This window comes from Paenibacillus solani (assembly GCF_001277345.1).
In the GTDB taxonomy this organism is placed as follows: Bacteria; Bacillota; Bacilli; order Paenibacillales; family Paenibacillaceae; genus Paenibacillus_AQ; species Paenibacillus_AQ solani.
In genome coordinates, this window is sequence record NZ_LIUT01000001.1 from 2,059,745 (window position 1) to 2,079,356 (window position 19,612).

16 protein-coding genes and 2 pseudogenes are annotated in these 19,612 nt (G+C 47.6%); 3 read left to right on the plus strand and 15 right to left on the minus strand.

The features are described 5' to 3' along the window. Positions 1 to 113: 113 nt before the first annotated feature. From AM231_RS09250 to AM231_RS09260, 3 genes are all read right to left on the minus strand, one after another. A complete protein-coding gene (locus AM231_RS09250) occupies positions 114 to 1,151 on the minus strand; it encodes an NAD(P)/FAD-dependent oxidoreductase (protein WP_054402365.1) in 1,038 nt (345 codons plus the stop codon). Between the two features lie 168 nt (positions 1,152 to 1,319). Continuing rightward, on the minus strand, positions 1,320 to 3,014 hold the full coding sequence (locus AM231_RS09255) for a helix-turn-helix domain-containing protein (protein ID WP_242615099.1): 1,695 nt from the start codon (positions 3,012 to 3,014) through the stop codon (positions 1,320 to 1,322). Positions 3,015 to 3,061: 47 nt separating this feature from the next. Continuing rightward, complete coding sequence (locus AM231_RS09260; protein ID WP_054402366.1) at positions 3,062 to 4,048, minus strand: ABC transporter substrate-binding protein; 987 nt, start codon at positions 4,046 to 4,048, stop codon at positions 3,062 to 3,064. A gap of 325 nt (positions 4,049 to 4,373) precedes the next feature. Here AM231_RS09260 and AM231_RS29490 point away from each other — a divergent pair, with 325 nt between their 5' ends. Then, on the plus strand, positions 4,374 to 4,550 hold the full coding sequence (locus AM231_RS29490) for a hypothetical protein (protein ID WP_207383557.1): 177 nt from the start codon (positions 4,374 to 4,376) through the stop codon (positions 4,548 to 4,550). A gap of 1,020 nt (positions 4,551 to 5,570) precedes the next feature. Here the strand turns inward: AM231_RS29490 and AM231_RS09265 are convergent. Together AM231_RS09265 and AM231_RS30335 are read right to left on the minus strand one after the other, a co-directional pair. Next, positions 5,571 to 6,758, minus strand: a complete 1,188-nt coding sequence (locus AM231_RS09265) for an MFS transporter (RefSeq protein WP_054402367.1) — start codon at positions 6,756 to 6,758, stop codon at positions 5,571 to 5,573. Between the two features lie 195 nt (positions 6,759 to 6,953). Further along, positions 6,954 to 7,034 (minus strand): annotated as a pseudogene (locus AM231_RS30335) (nitroreductase family protein); the annotation flags it as partial. 218 nt (positions 7,035 to 7,252) lie between these two features. On the opposite strand from AM231_RS30335, the gene AM231_RS09270 reads away from it, so the two are divergent. Next, positions 7,253 to 7,843 carry a TetR/AcrR family transcriptional regulator gene (locus tag AM231_RS09270; protein WP_054402368.1) on the plus strand — a complete coding sequence of 197 codons (591 nt, stop codon included), beginning with the start codon at positions 7,253 to 7,255 and terminating at the stop codon, positions 7,841 to 7,843. Between the two features lie 246 nt (positions 7,844 to 8,089). Here the strand turns inward: AM231_RS09270 and AM231_RS09275 are convergent, their stop codons facing one another. Both AM231_RS09275 and AM231_RS09280 read right to left on the minus strand, forming a co-directional pair. Beyond that, positions 8,090 to 8,653, minus strand: a complete 564-nt coding sequence (locus tag AM231_RS09275) for a hypothetical protein (RefSeq protein WP_054402369.1) — start codon at positions 8,651 to 8,653, stop codon at positions 8,090 to 8,092. Positions 8,654 to 8,677: 24 nt separating this feature from the next. After that, positions 8,678 to 12,004 carry a chitinase N-terminal domain-containing protein gene (locus AM231_RS09280; protein ID WP_054402370.1) on the minus strand — a complete coding sequence of 1,109 codons (3,327 nt, stop codon included), beginning with the start codon at positions 12,002 to 12,004 and terminating at the stop codon, positions 8,678 to 8,680. Positions 12,005 to 12,230: 226 nt separating this feature from the next. Here AM231_RS09280 and AM231_RS09285 point away from each other — a divergent pair, with 226 nt between their 5' ends. Further along, positions 12,231 to 13,820, plus strand: a complete 1,590-nt coding sequence (locus AM231_RS09285; RefSeq protein ID WP_054402371.1) for a bifunctional metallophosphatase/5'-nucleotidase — start codon at positions 12,231 to 12,233, stop codon at positions 13,818 to 13,820. Positions 13,821 to 13,987: 167 nt separating this feature from the next. On the opposite strand, the gene phnE (AM231_RS09290) is transcribed toward AM231_RS09285, so the two are convergent. The 8 genes and pseudogenes from phnE (AM231_RS09290) to rarD all read right to left on the minus strand — a co-directional run bounded on the left by phnE (AM231_RS09290) (position 13,988) and on the right by rarD (position 19,561). Continuing rightward, on the minus strand, positions 13,988 to 14,794 hold the full coding sequence (phnE, locus tag AM231_RS09290; RefSeq protein WP_054402372.1) for a phosphonate ABC transporter, permease protein PhnE: 807 nt from the start codon (positions 14,792 to 14,794) through the stop codon (positions 13,988 to 13,990). A 21-nt stretch (positions 14,795 to 14,815) separates the two neighbouring features. Next, on the minus strand, positions 14,816 to 15,631 hold the full coding sequence (gene phnE, locus AM231_RS09295) for a phosphonate ABC transporter, permease protein PhnE (protein ID WP_053493374.1): 816 nt from the start codon (positions 15,629 to 15,631) through the stop codon (positions 14,816 to 14,818). Next, the gene (phnC, locus tag AM231_RS09300) at positions 15,624 to 16,409 is read right to left on the minus strand and encodes a phosphonate ABC transporter ATP-binding protein (RefSeq protein WP_054402373.1); all 786 of its coding nucleotides are present in this window, start codon (positions 16,407 to 16,409) and stop codon (positions 15,624 to 15,626) included. Before phnC ends, phnE (AM231_RS09295) begins: the two co-directional genes overlap by 8 nt. Before the next feature lie 120 nt (positions 16,410 to 16,529). Next, positions 16,530 to 17,630, minus strand: coding sequence for a phosphate/phosphite/phosphonate ABC transporter substrate-binding protein (locus AM231_RS09305; protein WP_423212908.1), 1,101 nt, complete (start codon positions 17,628 to 17,630; stop codon positions 16,530 to 16,532). 291 nt (positions 17,631 to 17,921) lie between these two features. Then, positions 17,922 to 18,131: a DUF6366 family protein gene (locus AM231_RS09310; RefSeq protein ID WP_054402374.1), complete on the minus strand. Its 210-nt coding sequence runs from the start codon at positions 18,129 to 18,131 to the stop codon at positions 17,922 to 17,924. A gap of 89 nt (positions 18,132 to 18,220) precedes the next feature. After that, the gene (locus tag AM231_RS09315) at positions 18,221 to 18,400 is read right to left on the minus strand and encodes a hypothetical protein (RefSeq protein ID WP_054402375.1); all 180 of its coding nucleotides are present in this window, start codon (positions 18,398 to 18,400) and stop codon (positions 18,221 to 18,223) included. A gap of 32 nt (positions 18,401 to 18,432) precedes the next feature. Further along, positions 18,433 to 18,522: pseudogene (locus AM231_RS29890) on the minus strand (sigma factor); the annotation flags it as partial. Between the two features lie 160 nt (positions 18,523 to 18,682). Continuing rightward, positions 18,683 to 19,561 (minus strand): EamA family transporter RarD, encoded by an 879-nt coding sequence (rarD, locus tag AM231_RS09320; RefSeq protein WP_054402376.1) that lies wholly within the window; start codon positions 19,559 to 19,561, stop codon positions 18,683 to 18,685. Positions 19,562 to 19,612: the final 51 nt, after the last annotated feature.

Sequence of the window (19,612 nt, forward strand, 5' to 3'; positions counted from 1 at the left end):
AGCCGCTAAAATAGCGACTCTCAATGGATCTATGTTCTTATCCTCCGACATCTCTTATACATCATATAAAGGTAGAGTAGATTTCTCGTCCGCCCTAATGATAGTAGACCCTGCTATTCATCGGATACGCCAAGCGCTTTGTTCCGTTCTTTAAACCTCTCATTATGCGACGATACATAAGCCATTCTTGGTGCCTCGGGATCCATGTAATGTTTGGCGCTGTTAAGCGCTAAGGCCGCATCCGTGAACGCCCCTGCAATGAGGTTGAGCTTGCTTTCGTAATTGACGATGTCACCAGCACCGAAAATGCCCGGCAAGTTCGTCTCAAGTCTCGGGCTGACGAATATGTTCCAGTCGTCCATATCCAATCCCCAATCCTTGATACCTGTAAAATCGGACTTCAGCCCGTGGTTGACGATAACCTCGTCTATTTCTAGCTCGTGCGAGTCCCCTGATTCGGTATGGGTAATCGTCACCCGTTCAATCGTCTTTCCGTTGCCGCTGTATAACTGTGTGACTTCATATGGCGTAAGCACATCGGCAGAAGACTCCTTCATTCGGACAATGTTTTTCTCATGTCCGCCGAAGCGGTCGCGCCTATGCACGACTATGACTTGAGCAGCGATGGAAACCAGCTCGTTCGCCCAATCGACAGCGGAGTTTCCCCCACCCGAAATAAGTACCCGTTTCCCCCTAAAAGGCTCTAGTTCCTGCACGGTATAGTGAAGATTGGACACCTCATAGCGCTCAGCCCCTTCCAGCTCCAGCTTCGCCATTCGCAGAATGCCTCGGCCGATAGCCAGAATGACCGTACGTGTCCAGTGCTTCTCCCCCGTTGCCGCCTCCAGAATGTAGGTCGAATCCGCTTGTTTCTCCAATCCGATAATGTGCTGGCCGAATACAATTGTCGGGTCGAACGTCTTCGCCTGCTCCGACAATTGGGCGATTAACTTCTCGCACAGGATCGGCGTAACCCCTCCAACATCCCAAATCATTTTCTCGGGATAAATAAGCATCCGCCCGCCCAGCTCGTCTTTCGCTTCTATTAACTTCGTCTTTAAATCCCGCATTCCACTATAAAAGGCAGTATACATTCCCGCAGGACCACCGCCGATAATTGTCACATCGAATAATTCAAGCTGCTCAGTCAATTGATGTCCTCCTCCAGCCGGCTCATGTAACGTCCATGCTATGATAATCATTATCAACCTAATTGTAGCCTCGGCGACGTGACATTAACAATGGACAAAATCGACGGGTGCTTTATACAAAATACAAAAATGGAGGATTCAGACCTTTCAGTGGCAAGCAAAACCAAATCAAGCTAACGAACGCAGTATATCATCGATTTTTTTACCGTTGGAAATAATTCCGTTATTCATCCAAGTTAGAAAATCAACCTCGTAAACGCGGTTGTTTCGTACAGCCGGCAGATTACGCCACTCTGGCTGCTCCAGCAGTTCCCTCTCCTTTCCTTCTGCTTGGCTATGCCACTTATCGAAAGTAATGAACAGATGATCCGCGGTTAACGTACGCAGGTCCTCTACAGAGAGATTGAACATGCCCGGCCTATTCGCTTTTGAAGCTACACCGACTGCGGAGTGGGAGCGCAATCCAACATCGCCATAGAGAACAGTCGAAACAAAGCCTTGCCCTTCATCCGTATATTGAATGATGTGGTCCGCCGAGATACGCAAAAAAGCGACCGTTTCACCTTTCATAACCTGACTCAACATAAGACTCGCGCTCCGTGCTTTGAAATCATATTTTGCGATAGCATCTTCGGCCAATTCCGTGCGACCGAAATAATCGGCGACGGTACGGAACAGCGCACGCCAATTATGGGTCTGCTCACGCAGGATGCACGTGTTGGATATGCGTCGGCACTGAGAATATTGCTGCTGCTCGTAACGATCCATAAGCAATATCAAATCCGGCTTATAACCGGAAAGCGCGTCAAAATTGCCGCCATTCTCATCGAACGTCGGAATATGGTTTAAGCCTAAATAGTCTTGTTTTCCCCATTTCGCATGCCAATACTGAGCGATAGGCTGCATATCCAGCGCGACTATGAAATCCTCCAAATACGGCGCTACCACTCTAAGCTTTCCCTTGCGGCTGCGACGGTATTGTCCGGGCGATATGCCTACCGTCTGCTTGAAACGACGATTGAAATAGTATTCATTGTTGAAACCTACATTCAGCGCAATATCGAGCAGCTTGTCATCGGTTCTTGCCAGCCACTTCTTGGCTCCATTAATCCGAACTTCATTCAAGTACTGGAGCGGTACTTGACCCGTAGCCTCTTTGAACAGACGAGTATACTTCCAGCGATCAATGCCTGCGAGTGAGGCCAGCTCCTCCACGGTCAGAAGCTCACGGTAATTCTGATGAATATGCCGTATGCTAAGCTCTACCCCATGCCGCTCGATATCCGTTCCCTCATCCTCGGCTGCAGGTGCATTTTGGCGGAATAGAAAGAGCAGCAACTCTTGAAATCTCACAAAACGTTGGAACATCTCGAGCCCGCCTGTCGCCCCGCGGAGTCCATATAACTCATCAAGCAGCTCCATCGTCTTAGCGAAGGGTGCGCAGGCAAGCTCTTGCTTATCCGGCAGCAAGCTCGAAGCTGCATCATAGTCGCTCGTTTCGAAGCACAATCGGTAATAGCTGCAGCTCATAACCTTTTGATCAACAGATAACGATCTCCCAGGCCCCTGCAAATAGCATTTTCCTTGTCCCGTCCCGCTCGTTACAATGAACAGTTCAAAGCTGTCCTTATCGTTTCTATCGCTACCGTCCAAATCACTTATGTCTGCTTGCTCGCCCACAACGATCAAGCGGATTGATCGCAGCACATAATGAACTAAAGGAGCTGCCCCGTCTTTTTTGCGCTGTTCAATATCCATCATTACCATCAACTGCCTTTTTAATTGATATTCATTCTCAATGAATATAGTGTAAATCAAAACGAGCCGCCCATCAACCTTCGTTGAGTAGCGGCTCTTTCTCACTTATGGCGATGAGTCCCGTCAATGAACTCAATCACTCTTATTTCCTGCTAAGAAGCCAGCAATCGAAGTAAATCATCCATCTTCAATCCGTTGGCCGTAATGGCTCCCGTCTGCCAATGCGATCTCTCTACGGGATATACATGGCCGTTCTTAAATGCAGGAACGGTCTGCCATAGCGGATCTGCCTTCATTTCCTCAAGCGCTTTCGCGTTGCTCTCTTCCTCCCACGTTCCGTTGGACGGAAGCACAATAATATGGTCCGCGTCAAGCTCCGGAATGACCTCTCTCGACAAGACGATATTGCTCTCCGTCATCGCCTCGGCGAACCCCGGTGCCTTCAAACCAAGATCCTCATACAAGATTTGTCCGACAAACGTGTTATGAATGCCGAAAATATTCATCGATTTGTCTACGACGTTCATCCGCAGAACAACAAGCTTCTCATCGCCGATCGCCGCGTTCAGCTTCGCCTTCACGTCAACAATACGGGCTTCGTAATCGGCAAGAACCTGCTCCGCCTTCTCGCTGAGACCAAGCAATTCGGCGATTAAGGTCAATGTTTTGCGCGAATCCGCAAGTACGTCGTCCGGCAAGCGGAACGTCGGCGCAACCTTGGAGTAGAGCTCGTATTGTGCTGCATCGACCTCTCCGGCGCCGATGATCAAGTCCGGTTCGGACACAAGCAAAGCTTCGATGCTGCCGGTCACGTCGAACAACGGCACTTCCAGCTTCAAATAATCCTGCTTGCCCCACATCGGGTTATAATATTGCACAATAGGAGTTACCCCAAGCGCAACCAAATAATCTTCACGATAAAGAGCTGAGACTCGCTTCGGATTTGTCGGAATCTCTACCTCTCCGAAGCCATCGGTTACGACGCGCGTTTCCGTCTGAGGCGGAGCTTCGCTTGGCGCTGCGGTTGTCTGTCCAGGTTGATCGGTAGTACCGCCTGTCGAGCCGCAACCTGTCACCGTAATTATTGCTGCCGTTATAAGTGATATCCATCCTGTTTTCATAAATCCTGATCTTGCCATGATTTAATTCACTCCCATAAGTTTTATGTTTTGTAGCAAAACAATTCGTTTATTAATAATGATAATCATTATCATTTTGCTTGAGTAGATTTTACCCCAAATTGGATTACATGCTCAATATACATTCTCTACGACAGGCTTTATACAAACTCGTCACTTCCTACTAACGAAAAACAATAAAACATTCATGACCCTCGACCGGGTCACAGACTACGATGGCAATTTTCATAACCTTTAATGTCTTCTAAACCCTCCAATTTGAACTCGGCGAGTGGCTAATGGAGCAACAATGCACGCATGTTGCTATGGCAAGCACAGGTGTCTTGTGGAAAACGGTTTGGAATGCCTTGAAGCTTTTGACATTTCTTTGCTCCTAGCCATCGTCTACCACATCAAGAATCTTTCCGGACGTAAAACCGACATGAAAGATGCGGAATGGATTGCCAAACTGCTTCGTTGTGGTCTTATCGAAGGCAGCTTCTCCTCCCGTAGAAATTCGTGAGTTGCGCGACCTAACAAAATAGCGTAAGAAGCTCGTTCACGATGCAACTGCCGAGAAAAATCGAATTCACAAGATGCTTCAAGATGCTAACGTGAAACTCAACACGTTATTTAGATAACCATCGAATCGGTAATCGGACTATGTTCTTGTCCTTGGCTCTGGACACGAACTTGTAAGAAAAAAACAAAAAAGTCGCTAAAATAGCGACTTTAATGGGACCATGTTCTCGTCCCTCTCCTTATCTTCGAAAACCAATGTGCATTACATTAATATATTGAAAATTTGTAGGAACTACCTACCTAAATTCATGGTAAAAGACTATTCTCCATTTAAGTCCTTCTAATCAAATGATTATGGTGACGCATCAGTAAACCTGATTCAGTGAGAAAGAATGGATGCTCCACAACAAGTCTTCAAGAGGAATCATTTTACCTTAATCAATGAGAGGTAGTCTTCGCATTTGTGATTGATCAATCACTAACATGTTGGTATTGAATGTTATCTTATCCAATAATGCAACCCATACGATTTATAAGCTCCGGAAGCGGTACATCATCATTTTCCAGGCTTTCTGGTGCGACCCTCCCTCCTTCTCGAGCACTCTCTAGCCACCATTCCAATTGTTCTGTCGATTTCGGACCTCCACGCCATGCAAGATGAGCATCCGGGTGGATCAGCCACCATTCCGTTTCGTCCGGTCCATCATCAGCAAGTGTAAATCACAAACTCCCCAAGTCGTTTCTTAACTGCAGTTATTTACGGACTTGCCTCGCTAACCGCGGGCCCAAGCAGCACCCATCGTTTTCCAATAACTGAATACATTTCGTTGTTATAGTCAGTCAGATCCGTTTCAATGAGAAGCTTGTTCTTTCTGTAGTAGGCCCATGTAATCTCAGGTTCATCTCCTACTAGGGTTATTCGCTCCTTTATACCTTAATGTTTTCCTTTATCCAAAAACGCAACTTAGCAGCGGGTTGACGGACCAAGTAATTCCCCCATGTAACCATCTAGATGCATGCATCATGTCTGCAGTTTTTTATCCGCTGACTGCCCCGCCGAATACCGTGATACCATGCTGAACAAAACAAACACGGCAATGATGGCGATGAGTACGCCGAGTACCCCGAACCAAGTAATGGATGCCAAAGAAACACGGTTAACGATCAGCCCGCCCATTCCTGCGCCAACTGCCATGGCAAGCTGCATCATGGAACTGTTCAAGCTCAGCATTACTCCCGAGGATTCAGGAACAAGCGAGACCAGGTTGAATTGCTGGGCAGGTGCGGATGACCAAGCGGCAAAAGACCAGAGGATCAAAATGGCGAATACGGCAATGGCCGACTGCCCGACTAAAGATAGCAAAATCAACGAAATGACGTGAAGCACCATCCCTGAAACGAGCGTGTATTTGATGCCACGTTTATCCGTGCTGTAGCCACCGACTTTTGAGCCAATCAAACTGGCAATGCCGAACACGAACAGAGCTGCACTTATCAATGATTCATTTACATGAGTCACCTCTAGTAGAAAAGGGGTGATGTAGGTATAGGCGAGGGAATATCCTCCCAACCAGAAAAAAGTAATCGCTAAAGCTACCAAAACCTGAGGTTTTTTTAACAAAGCAAATTGGTTGATTAATGGGACAGGTTTGTCGCCCTGCATACGTGGAAAAACCGCAGCTATGACAAGCATAGAGATGACCCCGACAATTGCGATGGCCAGAAATACCGCTTTCCAACCAAAAGCCGAGGCTACCATTCTGCCGAGCGGGACGCCGATGATGAGCGAAGCGGTAATACCCATAGTGACGTTAGCGATGGCGCTGGCCTGCTTGCCTGGCGGAGCGATTTTGGCGGCGATGCTAAGCGCGTTAACGGTGACTACCCCGGCGCCTATTGCCGTAATGATTCTCGCGGCAATGAAAAGACCGAAGCCGGACAATGTATATGTCAGCAGATTTGCCGCAATAAAGAGACCTAGCGAATAAAGGAGAAGCTTGCGCCGGTCCATCTTGGCCGTCAGTGCCATCAATATAGGCGTGACGACCGCATAGGCCAGGGAATACACCGTAATAAGCTGGCCTGCTGTCGCAACGCTTGTTCCCAACGTCTCTGCGATCCGGTCTAATATCCCAGAAATGACGTAATTGGATGTTCCAACTAAAAAGCTAATTAAGGCTAGAACGTAAACTTTCCATGTGCTCTTCATATTTCACTCTCCTGATGTGTTTTAAATAAACTATTTTTCAAAAGCAATCTTTACATATGGTTATTCCTTAAGCATTTTGTTAAAGAAAGGTACATCATCGACTGCCAGCCTCACCGTCGGATGACCAGACTTCGCCGCCTTTTGCGCGGGCAACAAGCATGAGTTGCATCTCTACTAGCCCGTTATGACTCTCCAATCTCCGAGTACCGCAATGACAGCCGAAGCCTCAACCACTTGCTGTTGATTGAATGCGATCGGAAGCAGCTTCTGCTTCAGTTCGGGTGACGGTTCGTAAAACCGACATGTTTCTCTCCTCCTTTTGAATAAGCGGTATTCTGAATTTTGTTTCTATACAACATTTGTTGTTTGAACAACATTCGTTGTATTCATATGTTATAATTCCAACCAGATGGTGAGCAATCATCAATAACCATGAACCGTTGTATAGACAACACCATTTCTATAATGTCGTTTTATTAGGAGAGATTTTAACCATGACAATTAAAAAGAATGAAGCTGATCCTCGAGTGATACGTACACGGCGACTTCTTCAAGACGCTTTTGCTTCATTAATTCAAGAAAAAGACTTTGAATCGATAACCGTTAGGGATATAGCAGAGCGGGCTACTGTTAACAGAGCGACGTTTTATGCGCACTTTATAGATAAATTCGAAATTCTTGAGGCTAGACTAATGGAATCATTTATGACAATCATAAATCGTAGATTATGCGGTCACAAAGTATTAAATGAAGAAACCATTCAGAGCATTTTTCTGGGTGTATGCGATTTTCACAAGGGTCTAAGCACGATGTGCAAAAGAAGAAATACATCACTCGGTGCTGTATTTGAAACTCAAATAAAGGAAAAAATTCAAGCGATACTTCTTTCCTTTATAGACAAGGACAAGATGCTATTGAGTCCAAATGAGCAATTCTTAATAAATACAGCTTCTATTATGTTAAGTTGGGGGATGTATGGATTGGCATACGTTTGGAACAATGATGGGTGTCTAATAAGTGCGGAATCATTCGTTGAACAGAGTATGCCCTTAGTGATGAACGGAGCCAAAGAACTGCTGGAATAGAACCTGTCGCTATTGCTGTGAAAAAACAAGATGCATACCAAAAAAGACCCACTCTCCGCCTTCGCGAGGAGTTGGGTCTTTTTTTGAGTTTAACGGAATCTATCTCTATTAATTTGGAACCCGTATTCTTAACATTCCTTATTGCAGCATAAACAGGCCCTCATGAGCATACAGCGTGGCGACGGTTCAAAGCGGGGCTGGTACCGATTGAATCTTAGAAATAATGTATTATGGTTCATAAAAATATCAGTTATGTTTTGTGAGCCTTAATTCTCCCTCTTTTAAAGCAATCGTATCAGAACTTGCATTTATTATGTAAAAGTAATATCGCCCTGATTCCTCAATAGTTAAATTGTAATTTCCCTTTAATTGATCGAACTTTTGCGATGGATTTAGAACACCGTCTTTAACGTAACCAATTAATATATTTTGATATTCAACGACCTCCGATTTATACTTTTCAAATACATATTCTACAGAGTTACCAGCTTTTAGTTCCCATCCCCTTCCATTAGTATCTGTTAAGACGCTTAATGAACCATTTACAGTAATGATCTCAGGGGAAATATATACTCCGTTTTTTTCTTTTGTTTCTAACTCAATAATTGAGGAAGGTATAAAATTATCTTCCATTATCTTTGTGATAATACGGTTATTCCGGTATACTAAAACCGCTGTGTTAGGAAAATACAAATCCCTTATTTTTTCGATATCTTCCCGTTGAGGAACCCAGAATAAATTGTTTGGATGGATAGCTCTTACCGATAGAAAGGCCAATCGGCTCCAAGTTCCCCCGGTCCGATCGGCCATTCGCTTGTCTTTCTATATAATGAATTAAGCGGCGTGCTGCGGTAGGAAGCCCCCTGCTCTGACACGAACCTGAATACGGTCGCTTTGAGTCACGCCTGCAGCATTGATCCATTCGGCATAATATTCGTAAGTGCCTGGCGTCCGATCATGGATTTCTGTGGTAGCCCGCTGCATACCAGGCGAGGCGTTAGTCAACGCCTCGGTGTCGATCAGAACGCCGTTCTCATAGAGACGGTACTCGGTAGCGTTCGTCCCCCACCACATGTTCGCGCTAATCTGATAGCTGCCAGCTCCGTCCCAATTGTCATGCGACAATACTGGCTTGCCCGGTGAAGCATCTGTCACCGTTACGCGAAGCGGCTCCGACTGCGATACGCCCCAGGCATTGATCAATTCACCGACATATGTATATACGCCGTTGGCCTTTCCCTTAATATCGATAGAAGCCGTCTGCTTCGAGGGGGAAGCCTCCTTCAATGGGATGGTCTGAATCAAGACGCCGTCTTCATACAGTTTGAATTCCGAGCCGTTATTTCCCCACCACAAATTCATCGTCACCGTATAATCTCCGTCTCGAAGTCCTGTATCCGAACCATTATTGTCAGACAGTATAGGTGTGCCCGGCGCTGCGTTGGCATGCAGCTGCTTCACCTGGAAGACAGCTCGGTCCGAGGCCACGTTACCTGCGGCATCTTCTACGCGATATTCAATAACATGCTCACCTGCTCCCAGCTCCTTGGCGCTGATCGCCTGACCCTCTTCAACCAGCTGGTCGTTGAGGAGAAGCTTCTGGGTAATGACCCCCGAGAGCTCGTCCGTGCTATGAAGCTCAAATTTCAGGGTATCCTGCTCCCATAGGTCTCCAATTTGCTTCCCCGATTGAGTCAATGTCACGGCGGGTGCTGTCTTATCCAGCTTGATTTCTACCTTCTTTACCTCTTCAGCCACACCGCCCGCAGAAGAGTAGTATTGAATGACTTGGATACCCTCTCTGTCGACAACCAATGGACCCGAGTATACGGACTCAGCCCCATCATTCAACTGATAGGTTGTCGATACCGGCTCCGAACCCGCAGCCGTCAAAGTAAGGGTCACATTCCGGTTAAACCAACCGTGCGAGTTCGGCTGCTCCGATAGAGCGGCGGAGGTTGCCGGAGGAACGTTCGCCTGTGCAAGCGAGATATCGTTTATTCCCCGGACCTTCAATTGATATACGTCTTTAAAAACCGAGGATACACCTTGAAGATTTACAATCTGACCTTCTTCATAAGGGAAGTCTGCGAGTGTCAGACCCGTTCTGACATCCACGCGGACATGATTGCTGACTCCATTCGCGCTGATCGCATCAAATTCGAAGGAACCAGATGGAGATGCTGTAATGATATTGGTGATTTCCACCTGCTGAAGTGCAATCAGTTGGCCTTGATTGGCAGCATTTACGGAGTCGACCTTAACTGCCTCCGGCAGATCTGCCGTCCCGATCTTTTCGATTAAGACTGGACTCACTAATTCAAGCTCTGTGTTATAAAGGGCTGTCGAGGCCGTAAGCTTTACTACATCTCCTTGATGAAATCCCGTGCTGCTCTGAAAGACATAGATTCCGCCGGTAGCATCCTGCAAATAGAAGGTTTGCCCACCATAGATGCCTGGTTCAGTGGTTACAGTACCTTGGACCGTGATCAGACTTCCTTCCGGCTTGCTTCTTCCTTCCGCGATCATAATCACGTCCGGGATCGAGCTGCCTGCATCCGGCAATGGCTCGGCAGGCACGTTACCCAGCGTCACGGGTTTGGTCAGCAGATTATTACCGTTCTGCCGCAAGCGTAGATTGGCCGCCCCGGAAGTGCCTGGCATGATGCGTATTGTCAAATCCTTATAGGCCCGTCCTTGACTATCAGCGGTCAAGCTGAAGGTGTCCCCATATCCATACGCGGTAGGCCAGGTTCCGTCCGCTCTTTGGGTCATGGCCACCTGAGTTCCCCCCGTCACGTAGATTCCTGCACTAAAGCCGGTCACCGTTGAATTAGCAGGCAGGTTCTCGATGAGAACGCGAATTTGGAACTCTGATGCATTGGGCAGAACCGATTGATGAACAAAGCTGTAAACTGGCGATGCACTCACTGTAGCACCACCGTAGGAACCTGGCTTGAAGGTCGAGCTGTCCCACCATTTATAGCCGGCTGCCGGTGGAGACCATGGTTCTGTCTGGGGCTCCGTTGAAGCCTCAGGCGCTTCGAAGGAATGCAGTTCTGTCACCTCATCCAATTGAAAGCCATCGATTTGTGCCAGACTTGTATAGCTCTCCTGTTCCGCCAGCCAATTGATCAAATTGACTAAAAGGACGGCATCATCCTGCTCCTTAAAGCCATCATAGGTCGTCTTTTTAGCTCCTGTCTCTTCACGCAAATATTTTGGTGTCGCGTCTTCTACTGGCGAGGAATCACCGATGAAAGCCGCTTTACCCGATCCGACCTTGGCTACGGCAACATAAGGTCCCTCCTCAATGCCGCCGCCGTTATATACGCCCTGATCGACCGCATTTCCCCATGCCTTATTCGTCTGCGGGAGATACACAATGCCTTTGGCCTTGTCCGGATCGGTAATTGCTAGTGTAGAACCGGCATGCATCGCAACTCCATTAACTCCCTCGGTGATTCCGAAGGCCTGATCCGGCTCTACAATTTGATTAGCCATAATATCGCCCAATGCGTTATACCGGAAGCGAACTCCGAAATTATCCGCGAGCCAATCCGAGCTGACGACGCCTTGCATCGCTTTTGAGTTTCGCTCTTCCGAGCTCATGCCCTTAGTTGGATCCTCCCAGGCACCTCTGCGATACCCGTTGAACGCCTCGGAGCCGTCCCAACGGTTCTTGTTACGGTCAGCATTATAGTGATCGCCAATGAAGAAAATACTTCCTCCATTTTGTACATACTGCTCCATCGCAGCCTGTTCACTCTGCTTGAAGGGAATGTTTGGCTCAGCAATAACAAATACAGAATAGCCGCTTAGATCGCTGTAGGTAATGGGTGTTGACTTGCGCAACTCAGCGACATCAAATCCGTCAGCTGCCAGTGCTTGTCCAAAATCGGAAAACCCGCCGTCAATAACCCAGTCTGCGGCACCTGCGGTTTGGGCATGAGTGTTGTCAAAAAGAATTTTCTTACCGGCATTCTCATTTACCACTTTGGCAGCAATGTAGGGTGCGGGATCGTTCGGGCCCTCGGCATGCACTGGTGCGAGAATTGCGCCCAGCTCCAGTTGAATCGTAAATGCCAAGGATACAGCAAGTCCGATCCCCAACCACTTCGTCCCTATCTTCTTTCCAAGTCCAACCAGCTTTCTGCTCATAATTTCCCTCCCATAAGATTAAGAGTAGTGTAACACCCTTATTTTTACATGGGATTATTAGCTAAAAAGTAAGGTTGTGTAAAATTCAAAGAAAAATATTCTTCTTTTCATCGGTGTCCTGTAAAAATAACACTGCGTTTACCATATCGCCGAAGCAGTTGTTTATAATAGCTGTATTCCATGCAAGTTCTGCACTTTTCTGATCGGCATAAGGAGGCAGTCATTAATGGCATCTATGAATTCTATAAGTCTGACGATTCTGCATACAAGCGATATTCACGGTCACCTGTATCCGACCGACTACCGTGGCCCTGGTGACAAGCCGCTTGGCCTTGCCAAGCTGTCACGTCTGATTCAGAGGGAGAGAAGTCGGAGCACAAGTCTAATCCTGATTGATAACGGAGACTTGCTTCAAGGAACGCCGCTGATGTATCACTATGCCAAGTTCAACCGCCACGGTCTGCATCCTGCAGCCAGAGCGCTGAATGCACTTGGATATGATGCAGCCGTGCTTGGGAATCACGAGTTCAATTACGGACAGGAGCTGCTTCGACAGGCGATCAGCGATTCCGATTGTCCTTGGCTATCTGCGAACATTGTAACCAAGACTGACGGTAAGCCGGCATTCGGCAAGCCATATCGGATCTTTGAGCTTCCCCAAGGCATTCGCATCGCCCTGCTCGGACTTACCACCCACTTTATTCCGAATTGGGAGGAGCTGAATCACATCGAAGGCTTGTCCTTTATTGATGCGCATGATGCTGCTAAGTACTGGGTAGACAAGATTCGCTGCACTGAACAGCCGGATGCGGTGATCTTGAGCTATCACGGGGGCTTCGAACGCGATCCCATGACTGGTGAAGCAACCGAACCCTTAACCGGTGAAAATCAAGGCTATGCTATATGTGAGACGATCGCGGGTGTCGACGTACTGCTCACCGGCCATCAACACCGCCTGTTAAACGGGGTGATTAACGGGGTAGCCATTACGCAGCCTGGCAGTGCCGGACAAGCGGTCGCAAAGGTAGAGCTTGAATTTCAGGCGATTCCAGAAGAGGGGTGGCGGCTATCGGGCAAATCTTCCTCTTTGCTTCTTGTAGATGAAGCGGATCAGGCGGATGAGGATTTTCTGGCTCTATTTGCTGAGGATGAACGGCAAACGCAGCATTGGCTCGATCAACCCATAGGCCGCACCGAAGGAGATCTCTCGATTCCCGATCCGTTCACAGCTCGTCAGGCAGATCATGCCTTTACGGAAATGATAAATCGGATTCAGATGGAGGTGACTGGGGCGGAGATCTCACTGGCCGCCATCTTTACCAATGAAGCCAGAGGTTTCGGAGAATTCATTACGATGCGGGATGTGGTGTCCAACTACATATACCCTAATACGTTAAAAGTTGTCCGCATGAGGGGCAGCAACATCCGAGCCATGTTGGAGCAGACTGCTGAGTACTTTGAGGTGAATGAGACCGGTGATGGACTATGCATTGCACCGTCATACCTGGAGCCAAAACCGCAGCATTTCAATTACGATATGTGGGAAGGCATCGAATATACGCTCGACATCTCTAAGCCCGTCGGACACCGGGTAGTCAGATTGGAGCGCCACGGAGCCCCTGTGAGTCCGGATCAAAGCTTCGATGTCGTCATGAACAGCTATCGTGCTGGAGGTGGCGGTAACTTCGACATGCTGAAGGACGCGCCTATAATTCGTGAAATTCCGACCGATATGACCGAGATTCTTGCAGATTACATTTCCCGGGTGGGCGTGATCCAGGCGACTTGCAATCATAATTGGGAAGTTGTTTACTAAGCTCATTAGTCAGCCTCTTCCCTCTAAATCCACAACGAAAAAGGCGGCGTCAGAGACACATTCTCTGACGTCGCCCTTTTCAGTTAAAGTTGGCTGCCGATTACTTTATGGGAAAATGCCGATTTAGTTGCTAGGCAACTAGGCAGCACCAGCAGCCTGTCCCCTTCTTACCCTTTTACCAGCTTAGTCCGAAGCTTGTTGGATATCCACTCGATGATCAGAATCAGAAAGACCAATCCGATCAGAATCGCCCCGACCTGATTCCACTTATACCCGTTCATGGCAAAAATCAGCGGCGCACCGATCCCTCCCGCGCCAACCAAGCCCAGAATGGACGCTTCACGCATATTCATATCGAACCGGTAAATGGTTACGGAGAGGAACAACGACATCAATTGCGGCAAAATGCCGTAACGTACCTTTTCAAAGGTCGTGCAGCCAATGGAGGTCATGGATTCGAGCACCTTGGTATCGAGTTCCTCAATCGCGTCCACATACAGCTTGGACAGCATTCCAACCGACGTAATCCCTATCGTCATCACGCCTGAGAACGGTCCAGGACCGGAGACGCGTATGAACATCAAGCCATACACGAGGGCCGGAATCGTTCGGATAAAGATCAGCAGCAGGCGGATGAGCCAAGCCACCGGCTTGGGTACGATATTCGAAGCTGCCAGAAAGGCAAGCGGAACGGATAAGATCGCCCCTACAATGGTTCCCAGAAATGCAATAGCCACCGTCTCAAGCAGCAAATACAGTACACTCTGTTTTGAGACGCTCAATAGTAAGTTCAAGTCGGGATTCATAATTCCTGTAATAATATTCTGAGCGATGTTGAGACCGCTCTGATGGATATCCTTCAGATTAACAGCAGCAAGCGACCAGATAAACAGTGCAATAATAATTACCGAAAGCGTCAGCACATACCGCATATTACGAGGATGGGCCTGAAGTTGCTTCTCAATCGTCGTCACTCACGAACCTCCTCTCTTTCATCAAATCAGTTTTTTACGGAAATGCTCACTAACTGTCTCAATCAGATAAACGGTGATCACCAGAGCCAGAATGATCATTCCTACGTTCTGATAATCACGCCAGCCTAAATCTTCTTTAATTAACAGGCCGACTCCGCCTGCCCCCACGTATCCCAGGATCGCCGCATAACGTACATTTCCCTCAAAGCAGAACAGCGAATTGGACAAATAGCTTGGCAGCACCTGTGGAAACAAGGCATAGCGGAATGCCTGAATTCTTGTCATACCGATGGATTCCATCGCTTCAAACGGACCCATATCCACATTTTCAATCTGCTCATACAGCAGCTTGCCTACATAAGACAGTGTGAACAGCAGAATCGCTACTACGCCCGCGGTTGGCCCGAGCCCAAAGATAAAGGTAGCAATCAAGGCTGTGACCAGCGTTGGCAAGGTACGCAGCAGACTCAGCACAATTTTAAAGAAGGCTGTCACAAACCGGTTTGGAATGACATTGGACGAAGCCAAAATCGCTATAGGCAGCGCAAGAAGCGCACCGATCATAGAACCGATCAGCGACATCTGCAAGGTGTCTACAAGCGCTCCCCACAATTTAGGGAAGTACGCCCAATCCGGCGGAAACATTTCACCAATCATCCCGAACAGCTTGCCTATTCGCACAAACAACACTTTTAGATTAAAATTCGTAAATTCCACGGACAGAACAACTGCTACAATGATAAGCAATAGAATCAGCGGCGTGCGGGAGCGTTTCTCCATGACGATCTTGCCGCTGCGAAGAGCAACTTTTTTAGGCGGGAATAGTTTGTCATACATAAGCAATCCCGGCCTCTGCTTGGACTGACATTTCCTCCTCAAAACGACCGCCGTAAATCTCGCCAAGCACTGCCGTAGTGACCCCGGAAGCCTCCCCATCAAAAACAACCTCGCCCTGGCGAATGCCAATAATGCGGTCGGCATATTCCAGTGCTACCTCGACATGGTGGATATTCATAATCACCGAGATGTTCATCTCCTGGTTAATACGTTTGAAATCATCCATGACCATCAGGGATGTCACCGGGTCAAGCGAGGCAATCGGTTCATCCGCCAGAATAATATCCGGATTCTGAGCAAGCGTCCGTGCCAGTGCTACCCGCTGCTGCTGACCGCCCGACAACTGATCCACACGCACATATGCCTTATCGAGAATACCTACCTTATCTAATGCCTCCAGTGACTTGATCTTATGATCCTTCGCAAAGATTCCGGTCAGCTTCCGCCACAGCGGCAGATCAGGGACAAAGGAAACCAGTACATTCTTGATCACAGAAGTTCTTGTCACCAAATTGAAGGATTGAAAAATCATGCCGATTCTCCGGCGGAACCGGCGAACCTGGCTGCCCTTCAGCTTCCCTACATCTACGCCATCCACATTGAGCTGGCCTCCGGTAATCTCATGCATTCGATTAATACAACGGATCAGTGTAGACTTCCCCGCACCGGAGAGACCGATGATGGCGACGAATTCGCCCTGCTCGATGGACAGATTAATATTGTTCAATGCTGTTGTTCCATTTGCGTATTTCTTATCCACCTGTTTGAATTCAATCATGACATAAGCTCCAATCCTTTAGTCTGCATAGAAACGTGAAAAAATGAGGGCATCACGTTGCCATGATGCACTCATTTCATTCCAAAGCTTCCGCCCTAACTTCCTCGCCTTGATCCTGGATTACTGCTTTTGACTCTTGATCAGCTCTTGAGCCTTGCGCTCATTATCATAATCCGAGGATTTTGCTTCTTGGTAGCCTTCATGACTGTACACGGCGATAACTTCTTTTCCTTTATCTGTTTGAGCAATGGCGATAAAGGCCTTTTGCAATGCAGACTTGAATTGATCATCCATCAGCGAGGAGTTTTTGCTTACGCTGATTGTATCGTTATAGATTCCTTGCGTAACCCCGATCACATTCGTCTCATCCCAAATCGAAGCGGAACGGCTGAACTCGGTTGTCCATTTTTCCTCATAATCTCTTCTTGCATCAGCAAAAGCAACAAGGATATCCACTTGACCAGCCGCCAGACGGGCGAATGAGCTTCCGTAAGAGTCCGAAGTCACCACATGCTTCAGATCTGTGATGCTCTTGTTGTAGTTATTTTGAAGCCACAGTGTCGGGTAAATGTAACCCGCGGAAGACGAAGTGGACATGACTGCCCAGTTCGCGCTGTCCAGGTCTTCCCAAGTCAAGGGTTCGCCTGCATTCACCTTGGCTGCCAGCTCTTTACCTTTATCCGTTGGGCCAGCAATCGCAATCGAACGGTAGTAAGTTGCTTGCTTGTCTGTAGGTGCCGTCGGTTTATTGTCGTTCCAATCCTTCGGATTGTCGGAATCGTTGGACAGACCCGCACGGGTAGCAGTCAGAATTACATCTGCACCGTCATCATACAGGGCATATGTTCCACCCGGGATGAACCCGATGTCCGTCGTCCCTGCCGTTAACGCCTCACCAACCGCCTCATAAGTCGTACCTACATCGATCGTAACCTTTTCCACATTGTAGCCTTCAGTAGCCAATTGCTCTTTCAGCAGATCCTTTAATGGATCTGTTGCCGTAATGATTTGGTCAGGGTCTTTGGATGGAACGAAGCTGACCTTAAGCTCCTTGATCTCTGTTGCAGAAGGCGTTGTCTCTTGAGCCGTATTCTGCTGAGGTGTAGGAGTCGTATTATCCCCTGCCGCTCCGTTATTTGCCGTGTTTCCGTTAGAACCGCATCCTGCAAGCAGGCCTACGCCTAATGCAAATACTGCAGTTAACATCCATCTGTTCTTCACTATCAAATACCCCCACTATTTATAATTCGGATTCGCCAGTGTCTTGCTCCCCTATTGCAAACCCAAATTCATCATACAAGCCCTTTGTTATCGAGTGATTATCTACCTGTAAAAAATTGAAAGCACTCATTTACATAGAGTTAACCCTATGAAAACAAATCTCTGGGGGATGGTTAGTCCAATGATGAAATATGGAAGGTACAGATGCTTCAGTTAGATATTTATTTAATTGACAAAACAAAAAAGCCGCTAAAATAGCGACTTTTAATGGGACCATGTTCTTGTCTCTTACTAAAAATATTGGGCAACTATAAGAACAACAATAATAACAATGATTAATATTAAAGTGCCTTTCCAACCTAAACTACTTACTAAATTAACTAAACTACCATGCTGAGTCCTATAAATTCCGTCTTTCAAATGACCAAATGGATTATTTAGTAATTCTTCTTGTCTCAGTCTTTCCCTTGTTCTTTCAGGAGTTTCATAATCATTGTTCATTATTTACCCCCTAGATAAAAAATTCTAATTAGATATCCAAATACTACTATATTGATGAATTATTATAATTATAACATTATTATCCCTATTTAGACACTCACTGATATAATTGATCCAACCCTTTGAAGAATCAATAATCCATTATCAACACTCTCAATGAAGTACTTCTTATCATCTAAAACAAGAACATCACTTTCCTGCAATTTGACTTCGCTTCTAAAATAAATGAAGTTATCTGATCCAATTACTGCTCCTTTATAGTAATTCATGCTTTCTCAACTCCTATAAAATTTTATGGATGTACGTCGAAGGCCTTAACAAAAACGACCTGAACCGCATCCTCTGCGTTTGCCGCAGAGCCTGTCAATTGATACGCCAGTGTAAACAGCAGCGTTTTATATTAATCGTACAGTTCTTCTCTTTGACATGCTTTCACTGCCACGGAAACTAAGTGTGCTCTCGTATGCCAGGTAACACCGCAAACGAAAACGGCCATTTCCGCCCCATCGGACGGAAATGGCCGTTATGTCGGTACCGGGGAGCCTTTGTCGTTAGCTCGCCTTCGCGAGTTTCGCGCTGCGAATCGATGACGAAGCGTATACGACAAGCGCTGTCCAGATGAGTGCGAAGCCGACAAGTAGAACCGGTGAGACCGTTTCCTTGAACACGAAAACGCTCAGTAATAACATGATCGTCGGTCCGATGTATTGTACGAAGCCGAGCGTAGACAGCGTCATCCGGGCGGCCGCCCGCGCAAAGAAGAGCAGTGGCAGCGCCGTTACCACGCCGGAAAGCAGCAGTTCGACGAACATGGGCGCAGGCAGCGTCCATGCCGTCGTTTTTCCCACGGCGGCTAAATAGATCCAGTAGCCGAGCGCGACGGGCAGGACTACTGCTGTCTCCGACAACAAGCCTACCGAAGCGTCTTGCATGATCTTCTTCTTCGCAAGACCGTACAAGCCAAACGACACGGCCAGCGAGATCGCGATCCAAGGGAACCGTCCATAGTCGATGGCGATGATGATCACCGCGGCACCTGCGATGGCAATCGCGAGCCATTGGCCGCGACTTGGCTTCTCGTGAAGGAAGACCACCGCAAGCAGTACATTCAGCAACGGGTTCAAATAATAGCCGAGACTTGTCTCGACAACATGGCCGTTGTTGACCGCCCAGATGAAGATGAGCCAATTAGCTGCGATCAGCAGTCCACTGGCGGCGAGCGACAGCAGAAGCGAGCGGTTAGCCGCTATACGCTTCATCTCACCCCAGCGGCGCTGAACGGCGACGAGAATACCCATGAAGACGAACGACCAGACCACCCGATGTGATAGAATTTCGCCTGCCGGGACAGCGTCAAACAACTTCCAATATAGCGGGAGAATTCCCCACATGATATACGCGATAATAGCGTTGACTAATCCATTGTTCATTATTTTTCCCCTCTTCTCTCTCTCTCGGATGTCTGAACGGATTATACGCCT

Excerpts from the sequence above, each read along its gene's own strand:
- AM231_RS09260 (WP_054402366.1), bottom strand. The coding sequence starts at position 4,048 with ATGGCAAGATCAGGATTTATGAAAACAGGATGGATATCACTTATAACG.
- AM231_RS09265 (WP_054402367.1), bottom strand. The coding sequence starts at position 6,758 with ATGAAGAGCACATGGAAAGTTTACGTTCTAGCCTTAATTAGCTTTTTA.
- AM231_RS09270 (WP_054402368.1), top strand. The coding sequence starts at position 7,253 with ATGACAATTAAAAAGAATGAAGCTGATCCTCGAGTGATACGTACACGG.
- AM231_RS09275 (WP_054402369.1), bottom strand. The coding sequence starts at position 8,653 with ATGGCCGATCGGACCGGGGGAACTTGGAGCCGATTGGCCTTTCTATCG.
- AM231_RS09280 (WP_054402370.1), bottom strand. The coding sequence starts at position 12,004 with ATGAGCAGAAAGCTGGTTGGACTTGGAAAGAAGATAGGGACGAAGTGG.
- AM231_RS09285 (WP_054402371.1), top strand. The coding sequence starts at position 12,231 with ATGGCATCTATGAATTCTATAAGTCTGACGATTCTGCATACAAGCGAT.
- phnE (WP_053493374.1), bottom strand. The coding sequence starts at position 15,631 with ATGTATGACAAACTATTCCCGCCTAAAAAAGTTGCTCTTCGCAGCGGC.
- phnC (WP_054402373.1), bottom strand. The coding sequence starts at position 16,409 with ATGATTGAATTCAAACAGGTGGATAAGAAATACGCAAATGGAACAACA.
- AM231_RS09310 (WP_054402374.1), bottom strand. The coding sequence starts at position 18,131 with ATGAACAATGATTATGAAACTCCTGAAAGAACAAGGGAAAGACTGAGA.
- AM231_RS09315 (WP_054402375.1), bottom strand. The coding sequence starts at position 18,400 with ATGAATTACTATAAAGGAGCAGTAATTGGATCAGATAACTTCATTTAT.
- rarD (WP_054402376.1), bottom strand. The coding sequence starts at position 19,561 with ATGAACAATGGATTAGTCAACGCTATTATCGCGTATATCATGTGGGGA.